At 61.2% G+C, this 6,721-nt stretch carries 8 protein-coding genes; 7 read left to right on the top strand and 1 reads right to left on the bottom strand.

What is annotated here, in order from left to right; translation table 11 throughout:
- The 7 genes from VN887_17845 to VN887_17815 form a co-directional block, all read left to right on the top strand.
- On the top strand, positions 1-201 hold a 201-nt coding region (locus tag VN887_17845), incomplete at its 5' end, for a hypothetical protein (protein ID HXT41876.1).
- 569 nt (positions 202-770) lie between these two features.
- The gene (locus VN887_17840; GenBank protein HXT41875.1) at positions 771-1,262 is read left to right on the top strand and encodes a hypothetical protein; all 492 of its coding nucleotides are present in this window, start codon (positions 771-773) and stop codon (positions 1,260-1,262) included.
- Between the two features lie 459 nt (positions 1,263-1,721).
- Positions 1,722-2,564 (top strand): VTC domain-containing protein, encoded by an 843-nt coding sequence (locus tag VN887_17835; protein HXT41874.1) that lies wholly within the window; start codon positions 1,722-1,724, stop codon positions 2,562-2,564.
- On the top strand, positions 2,561-3,247 hold the full coding sequence (locus VN887_17830; protein HXT41873.1) for a DUF4956 domain-containing protein: 687 nt from the start codon (positions 2,561-2,563) through the stop codon (positions 3,245-3,247). The genes VN887_17835 and VN887_17830 overlap by 4 nt, the downstream gene beginning before the upstream one ends.
- A gap of 3 nt (positions 3,248-3,250) precedes the next feature.
- Entirely contained in the window at positions 3,251-4,375 is a 1,125-nt protein-coding gene (locus tag VN887_17825; GenBank protein ID HXT41872.1) for a hypothetical protein, read from the top strand.
- A 102-nt stretch (positions 4,376-4,477) separates the two neighbouring features.
- On the top strand, positions 4,478-5,665 hold the full coding sequence (locus VN887_17820) for an FIST N-terminal domain-containing protein (protein ID HXT41871.1): 1,188 nt from the start codon (positions 4,478-4,480) through the stop codon (positions 5,663-5,665).
- Between the two features lie 6 nt (positions 5,666-5,671).
- Positions 5,672-6,283 (top strand): tRNA (guanosine(46)-N7)-methyltransferase TrmB, encoded by a 612-nt coding sequence (locus VN887_17815; protein ID HXT41870.1) that lies wholly within the window; start codon positions 5,672-5,674, stop codon positions 6,281-6,283.
- 1 nt (position 6,284) lies between these two features.
- Here VN887_17815 and VN887_17810 read toward each other — a convergent pair.
- Positions 6,285-6,721 (bottom strand): phage holin family protein (locus tag VN887_17810; GenBank protein ID HXT41869.1); only part of this gene is annotated, 437 nt, incomplete at its 5' end.

The raw sequence follows: 6,721 nt of genomic DNA, 5'->3' as shown, positions 1-6,721 counted from the left end.
TCCATGGCCGGTTACAACAAGGCCGAACGACGACAGATGGGGGCGCTCTACGGTAAATCCGGACTGCTGATCGACGAGCTGCTCGACGACCTGAAGCGTCCCGGCTTTCAGGCGACCATCATCACAGTAATTTCCGTGCTCGTTGCCGCCGGTTGTTTTCATTTTGCACGTCCGTGGGATAACGGCGGTGAACCATCATAAGACCGGAGGATTTCATTTCCTGGTCCGTTCGCCAGACAGATAAACTCACTGTCGGACCGCGCGGAACGGGAAGAAGCACCAATTCCGGGGTGAACCTCGCCAATGCGTTTGTGCCGTCTATCGACGATCATCAGGCGAGACATGCTGACATTTCGAGTCCGACTCCGCGATTTCTTGCAGACCTTCGCACAGCTGAATTTTTGTCGATTGCTCCGCGTCCAATCGCGCGTGAACGAGCGCATGCAGAATTCTTCGGGCGAATCGCCGGGTGCCGACTCAACCGCGAACACACAAAGCGCGAGCCCGCGTCCCACGCGCGCAACGGGCAGTTCCAAACGCACGCGAGCGCGTCGTATCTTCACCCTGGTCTCTGGCTTTTCGCCGCCTGCATCGCCGACCAAAGTCGCCGACGGCTTCGGGTCCGCAGAAGGCCTGATGCGCCGCCAGCTCTGAGACATTACCATATTTGGGGCCGGCATTACGGTCATCCACCATATCTCGTGGATTGATTTTGGATGCTTCCTCCGCCAAAGTTAGCCGTTCTTTCATGTTTGCGTTCGTGGCGGAAAATGTTCGACCTCCGATCCAGCTACCGGGTTTTCGGCTCGTTTTGCGTACCTATCGCCGCCTGTCTGGCCGCGCAGCTCACCTGTCTGGCGCAGAGAAGTCCGACCGCGCAGGACTCCTTTTTCAATCCTCCTGACTGGAACGAAAAGATTTATTTCGCGCTGGGGATGATTGAAAGCGGGAACGACGACCGCGGCGTCGGCAGTGCGGGCGAAGTGAGCCGGTATCAGATTCACCCGGCGGTGTGGAAGAATTACTCGAGTTCGAGGGACTATCAGAACCCGGACGTCTCGCTGCAGGTGGCGCGGCAGCACTGGAACTACCTGACTCATTACTTTCGCGAAAAGACAGGGAGAGAGCCCGCGCCTTTCGATATGTACGTCCTCTGGAACACCAGGTTCGGATATTACGCCCGGAACGGATTTGATCCGGCACGGATCAATCTTGTCGTGCGCGACCGCGCACAACGCTTCGTGAATCTGGTGAACCGGTGACGGGTGCCCTGCCCGGGCGGCACGCGTGGCACCGTTGCGGGCTTGCGCGGAAGCGAATTGTCCCCGGTGCCGGAGAAATCCAGAACGACGTTAATTCCGGGATTCAGGCCGTTTTGACGAATGCAGCGCGCCCCCCTTGCCATGACACCGGCAACCGTCATTCTCCGAAGGCCGGGCTGAATCAGAGACTCACTGGGCCGTTCGACCGTAACAGGGCAACCGCATTCCAATTTTCCGTGGCACCTCTTCTGCTAAGTTCACTGATGCGCCGTCTGTAAAGGCCGGCGATGGTCGTGGCGATGCAGGTCGGGAACATCCCTGACACACCCGGCATCCCGTGCTCACGGTGCGCGCGCGGGCAGGGCGCTGTCCGGCACCGAAACTTGACAATACCGTGACGGTTGCGTGACGATGCCGCGTCGCGATACCCGGAACAAACAGGCGCGGTGGATTGTTGTTATGGCCGAAGACAAAATGCAGCAGCAGCGGTTTGAGTTGAAATACATCATCAAAGAAGACACCGCCCTTGCCGCGCGGGATTTTGTCAGCAGCTATCTGGAAATCGACGAGTACGGAGCCACGCTGCCGGACTTCTCCTATCCGGTGCACAGTTTGTATCTGGACTCCGACGACCTGCATCTTTACCAGACCACGATCAACGGGGACAAAAACCGCTACAAACTCCGTCTTCGCTTTTACGACAACCGGCCGGAGGCCCCGGTGTTCTTTGAGATCAAGCGGCGCATGAACAGCATCATCGCCAAGCAGCGGGGGGGCGTGCGGCGCGACGCGGTGAACTGGCTGCTGGCCGGGCAGTTGCCGGAACCCGCGCATCTGGTTTCAAAAGATCCCCGCCAACTGGTCGCCTTGCAGAATTTCTGCAGGCTGTTGCACAGCATTCGCGCCCAACCCAGGGCGCACATCGCCTACTCGCGCGAGGCGTGGATCAGTCCGCGCGACAATTCGGTTCGCGTCACCATGGACCGCGCGGTGACATGCGAGCCGGAGCCGACGGCGCGTCTGACCACTGAATTGCGCGACCCGGTCATCGTTTTCGGCAACGAGGTGGTGCTGGAGCTTAAATTCACGGACCGGTTTCCCGACTGGTTCAAAGAGCTGGTGCGGGTGTTCGGCCTGATGCAATGCGGCGCCGCCAAATACGTGGAAGGGGTGACGCTCATCGGCCAACACCGCTTTCGTCGCGCGTTTGCGGTGGCTGATCAGGAAAGCAAACTTCGGGATTCGGCCGCCGCCGCAGGCGGCGGCAGGTCAGCCCATCTCAGCGGCAAAGCAGTCCCATGATCGACGATTTTTTTCGCGGCGACTTCGCCGCCGTCCCCACCAACGTTCCCGCAATGATTCTGGGCCTGCTACTGGCCTTCGCCGGTGGCCATGTCATCGCCTGGGTTTACATGTTCACGCACACGGGTCTTTCCTATTCACGGTCGTTTGTGACCTCGCTGATCGTCATGCCGGTGGTTGTGGCGATGGTCATGATGGTGTTGTCGAACAATCTGGTGACGGCCTTTGGTTTGATGGCTGTGTTCGCCATCGTCCGCTTTCGCAATATTCTCCGTGACACGCTCGACACGACCTACATCCTGTGCGTGATCGTCATCGGCATGGCGGCCGGCACCATGAAATTCGCCACGGCGATATTCGGCTGTCTGCTGCTGTCCTCCATATTGTTTTACCTCTGGTTCACCGCGTTTGGCACCCGGCACCGCTACGACACGATCATCAACCTGCACTGGGCGCGTCCGCTGGCGGACCTCGGCGACCTGCGCAACCTGCTTCACCGGCACAGCCGCAAGGCCATTTGCGCAAGCCAGCGTTCCCACGAAGGGTACGAAGGCACGGACCTTTCCTACCGTTTGTTGATGCGCGACCCGGACCGGCTCGATGACCTGTTGACCGAGCTGCGCGCCATGCAGGGGGTGTCGCGTGTGACGGGGCTCAAGGCCGAGGAAGAATCAGAGATTTGACCGATGAACCCGCTGCCTCTCATCCCGACGCCGCCGTCGCAACGACGGAAGGATTTCCGGCTTCAGCGGATTCCAATCATCGTGTTCGCACTTGCCGCCGTCGCGATATTCATCATGTGGACCCAAAACCTCGCGCCCACCACCTTCACGGGGGAAGTCGAGTCCATCCAGGAGAACGTGGCGAGCTGGCTGCCCGGACAACTCGCGGACTTGCGCGTGGAGCTGTTCCAGACGGTTCGGGCCGGCGATGTGGTTGCCCGGGTCATAACGACGGATCCGAAGGTTCTGGAATCCTCTCTGGCCGTGATCCGCGCCGAGGTGGAGCTTTTGAAAACCGAGATGGCCCCCATCCTCAACCAGCACCGGGACGCCGTGAATTACGAACAACTCCGCCTGAGCTGGCTGGTGCAGCGGGTTGATCTGGCGTCCGCCCGGGTGCGTCTCGAGTTCGCCAACAGCGAGCTGGAACGGGTCAAGCGGCTGTACGACGAGAAAATTGTCGCACAGGGCGCGCCGATTGGAGGCGGCAGAAGCGACTTCGGGTATGATGTCGCGTTGCGTGATCGCGACGCCCTGCGCACCGAGGTTGACGAACGACAAAAACTGGTCTCCGAGATGGAGTTGAAACTTCGCGACCTGAAGTTGCCTCAACACTGGGAAAACGCGCAGACCAACAGCCCGGCCATTTCGGCGGCCATCGCCGTTCAGGATGAAAAACTCCGGCTCACCGAGGCACAGCTCACTCCGCTCACGCTCAAAGCGCCCATGGACGGCACCGTGAACAAGGTGTACCGGCGCAACGGCGAGACCATCGTGTCCGGCGAGCCGATCTTCAGCATCAGCTCGCCGCGCTCGCAGCACATCATCGGTTACCTGCGGCAGCCCCTGGCCTTCGAGCCAAAAGTCGGTGATCTCGTTCGGGTGTACGCCCGCCGTCCCCACCGCACAGCGGCGACGGCGAAAGTTCTACAGGTGGGGGCGCAGATGGAACTCCTCACCGCTCCACTTCGTCTGCGTGGTTCCGTCCCGGCGATGGACCGCGGGCTGCCGGTCCTGCTCGATCTGCCGGTCGGATTGAACGTGCGTCCGGGTGAACTGGTTGACCTCGTAATCCGACCGGGCTCGTAGTCTGGAGCGCGTGGTCGTTGCGCCGTCCTAGGAAACCAGGGAATACCGGCCCTCGCAACGCTTCGGATTTGCCATTGTGCGTCAGCCCGCTAACTTTTCCTCATGCAAGACGAGTTCGCAGTCACGGCTCACTGGAAGGGCGAATTTGACGAAGCCGGACTTCAATCCTGGGCCGAGCAGTTGCGTGGACAGCTCCGGTCAACACGCGTGTCGCTCGGCCTCGTGTTCATGACGCCCGGCTTTTTTTCGCACGCGGCGCAGGTGCTGGAGATTCTTCGGGTCCACGCCCACATTCCGCTGCTGGCCGGCTGTTCGAGCGCCAGCCTCATCGTTGACGGCCGGGAGATTGAAGACGCGCCCGGCCTGGTGACCGCCTTGTTCGCCCTGCCGGGCGCCGAATTGAAGTCAATCCGTTTCACCCAGCAACAGGTCGAGGAGGCCAATGGTCCCGGCTACTGGCATCTGGAAACCGGCCTTGGCCAGGAGCAGACCAACGGCTGGCTGATCTTCGCCGACCCGTTTCATCTGGACGTCGAGGGCTGGCTGCGCGGCTGGAACGAGGCTTACGCGCCGCTGCCGGTACTGGGCGGACTGGCCAGCGGCGATCATCGCGGACCGGGCGCGCAGGTTTATCTCAACGGCGATGTGTTCGAGGACGGCGGCGTGGCGATTTCGTTCGCCGGTGATGTCAGGCTGGATGGTGTCATTTCGCAGGGATGCACCCCCATCGGAGACACCTGGACCATCACGCGGGTCGAGCGGAACGTCATCCATCAGATCGGCAACCGTCCGGCCTACCAGGTCCTGGCCGAAACCCTGGACAGGCTCTCCACGCCGGAACAGAAGCAGGCGCAAGGCAACGTGTTCGTGGGCCTCGTGATCAACGAGTATCTCGAGGAATTCCGCCGCGGCGATTTTCTGATTCGCAATCTGCTTGGCGCGGACCCGCGCTCGGGAGCCATCGCGGTCGGGGCACTGCCACGCCCGGGCCAGACCATTCAATTTCAGCGACGGGACGCGGCGGCCGCGACGAAGGACCTGGCGGAGTTGCTGGCCAGTGCGAAGGTCCGGCTGGGCGGCGCCAGAATTTACGGTGGATGTCTCTGCAGTTGCAACGGCCGCGGACACCGCCTGTTCGGCCGGACCGACCACGACGCGGGACTCGTTCAGCAGAATCTCGGGCCGATGGGTCTGGCGGGTTTCTTCTGCAACGGTGAAATCGGGCCGGTGGGCGACCGCAATTTTCTGCATGGTTACACGGCTTCGTTGGCGCTTTTCGTGAAGAAATAGACCTCAATGAACCCGCCGCCGACCGTCTCCCGGGACGGAACATTGATTTACCGGCTGACTTCGATCCTCGAACCTCTGGAGCCTGGGAAGCTGTTCCTGCGCGCCCAGCCGCTCGAGGTTGAACTGGGCAGCGGAGATGGTTCGTTTGCCGTGCAATACGCGCAACGGTACTCCGGCCGGAATTTTCTCGCGGTGGAACGGCTGCTCGGCCGGCTGCGGAAAATCGACCGCAAAGGATTGCGCGCCGGTCTGGCCAATTTACGGCTGGTGCGCATCGAAGCCTCTTACTTCGTCGAATACCTGCTGCCGCCGGAAACAGTCACCGCCCTGCACGTTTATTTTCCCGATCCCTGGCCGAAACGGAGGCATCGCAAACACCGGCTCGTCAACGAGCGCTTTGCCGGACTGGTTTACCGGACGCTGGCACCGGGCGGCACGGTTTACCTGCGCACCGACGACGAAGACTATTTCGCGCAGATGACGGCGGCATTCGCCGCCCACGCGAACTTCCTGCTCACGGAAACGCCGGCGGAACTGGGAGGCTTCATCACCGACTTTGAAAAGGACTTTCTCGCGAAGGGCGTGGCCACGCTGCGCGCGGCCTACCAGCGCCGTTGAGTCAGACGTCAATCACCGGCCCGTCGCCGTCGTTCCCGCCCGGGCGCGGTTTCCCGCGGCGAAACTCGATCCGGCGGGTGCTGGTGCCGGTGATGGAGTTGAGCGCCAGCGAGACGAGGCTGATGACGAGCGATCCCCAGAAGGCGGCCCAGAAATTGGCGACGACGAACGATCTCCCCAGGGAGCCGACGAAATACAGCAGCAGCGCGTTAATGACGAGCGTGAACAGTCCCAGCGTAAGGATCACCAGCGGCAGCGAAAGCAGCCAGAGCAAGGGCCGCAGGAGCACATTGAGAATGCCCAGCAGCAGCGACGCGCCGAACAATGCCGCGATGCTGCTGCATTCGATACCGGGAACGGTCTTGACCGCGACCATGACGGCGAAAGTATTGATGAGCCACCGGTGCAGGAATTTTTTGAAGGACGCGGACATCGTCA

This window comes from Candidatus Angelobacter sp. (assembly GCA_035607015.1).
Classification (GTDB): Bacteria; Verrucomicrobiota; Verrucomicrobiia; order Limisphaerales; family AV2; genus AV2.
Note: the sequence above shows the minus strand (reverse complement) of the source record. Positions and strands in the feature narration are given on the sequence as shown.

Excerpts from the sequence above, each read along its gene's own strand:
- VN887_17840 (HXT41875.1), top strand. The coding sequence starts at position 771 with ATGTTCGACCTCCGATCCAGCTACCGGGTTTTCGGCTCGTTTTGCGTA.
- VN887_17835 (HXT41874.1), top strand. The coding sequence starts at position 1,722 with ATGGCCGAAGACAAAATGCAGCAGCAGCGGTTTGAGTTGAAATACATC.
- VN887_17830 (HXT41873.1), top strand. The coding sequence starts at position 2,561 with ATGATCGACGATTTTTTTCGCGGCGACTTCGCCGCCGTCCCCACCAAC.
- VN887_17825 (HXT41872.1), top strand. The coding sequence starts at position 3,251 with ATGAACCCGCTGCCTCTCATCCCGACGCCGCCGTCGCAACGACGGAAG.
- VN887_17820 (HXT41871.1), top strand. The coding sequence starts at position 4,478 with ATGCAAGACGAGTTCGCAGTCACGGCTCACTGGAAGGGCGAATTTGAC.
- VN887_17815 (HXT41870.1), top strand. The coding sequence starts at position 5,672 with ATGAACCCGCCGCCGACCGTCTCCCGGGACGGAACATTGATTTACCGG.